The 1,416-nt window shown below is 51.5% G+C and carries 1 protein-coding gene; it reads left to right on the top strand.

The features are described 5' to 3' along the window. Positions 1 to 1,229, top strand: a 1,229-nt coding sequence (locus tag AC2FNR_RS22520) for an adenylate/guanylate cyclase domain-containing protein (RefSeq protein ID WP_496851604.1), incomplete at its 5' end; no start/stop codon positions are given. Positions 1,230 to 1,416 lie beyond the last annotated feature (187 nt).

The following is a 1,416-nucleotide window of genomic DNA, read 5'->3' as shown; positions in this document are numbered from 1 at the left end:
AGGGCACTTCAGCCAATCTGTCACAAATGACAGATATCAGACCTGGGATTGCAGTGCTTCCATTCGACAATATGTCTGGTGATCCCGAACAGGAGTTCTTTGCAGACGGCATCACCGAAGACATCATCACAGAATTGTCTCGTTTCCGCTGGCTGATGGTTGTGGCCCGAAATTCGTCCTTCACCTTCAAAGGTAAAAGCACGGATATACGCGAAGTCGGTCGCATACTGGGAGTGCGCTATGTTCTCGAGGGTTCAGTCAGACGAGCAGGTCAACGCATCCGCATTACAGGACAGTTGATTGATGCGGAAGACGGCAGTCATCTCTGGGCAGATCGCTTCGACGGCGTGCTTGATGATATTTTCGACCTTCAAGACAAAGTCACATTAGAGGTTGTAACGGCGATAGAGCCATCTCTAAGGCACGCCGAAACCAACCGTGCGCGTGCGAAACCTACGGATAATTTGGAAGCTTATGAACTTTACCTTCGAGCGCAGTCGCATTTCCATCTTTTAACGGATGAAGACAACCGAGAGGCCATACGTTTGACGACCCTCGCATTGGGTCGTGACCCAGACTATGCGTCCGCATCAGGGTTGTTGGCTTGGTTACATATTCAACGAATGGTTCAAGGGCTTGAGCCTATTGGCGAAGGCCCGAAAGAGGCCGTAAAGGCAGCCGAGCGGGTACTGTTGAGCGATCGTGCAGACGGGATCGCGCTGGCGTATGCTGCGCATTCGATCTCAATGCTGGCGCGGGACTTGCCACGCGCGCGGGTTGCTTTCAAACAAGCTCTCGAGCAAAACCCAAACGCAGCAACAGTTCACATGCTGGCATCCATCAACCTTTTTCTTCTTGATCGGCCGGAGGAGGCGCTAAGTCACGCGATTCAGTCTGTCGACCTGAGCCCGCACGATCCGTTGCGCCATGCGGCTTACATTGCTCAGGCAAGCGCACTCTTTCATCTTGGGCGCTACGAGGAATCGGTTAAGGCTTGCCGAGATGCCTTATCTGTGCGTTCAAGCTTCGTAATGACTCATCTCATGCTGATTGCTGCTCTGGGACACCTCACCGATGATGCTGCGGCTCGCGAAGCGGTTGCAGTTCTTCAGACGTTGCGCCCAGGGCTGACCGTAACCTCGGCACAGACTCAATTACCAATATTTACTGTTCCATCTTGTGCAAACAATTGGCGTGAAGGTTGGTTAAAAGCAGGGTTACCTAAATAGGTGACTGGTAAAGTTGATAACCATAGATTCACGCCACTCCACGCGAAGTTAGCGAAACCTCAGAAATGTGAAACCAAGAAAACTGAATCCCCGCAGTAAAGGCTTTTAACCTTTTGCAACATTCAAAATCCTTACTGTCCCGCGTACCAGACATTCACTGAATTCTGCCGAACGACTGCTCTGAGCC

The sequence above is a fragment of the Ruegeria sp. SATB045 genome, assembly GCF_059613525.1.
Note: the sequence above shows the minus strand (reverse complement) of the source record. Positions and strands in the feature narration are given on the sequence as shown.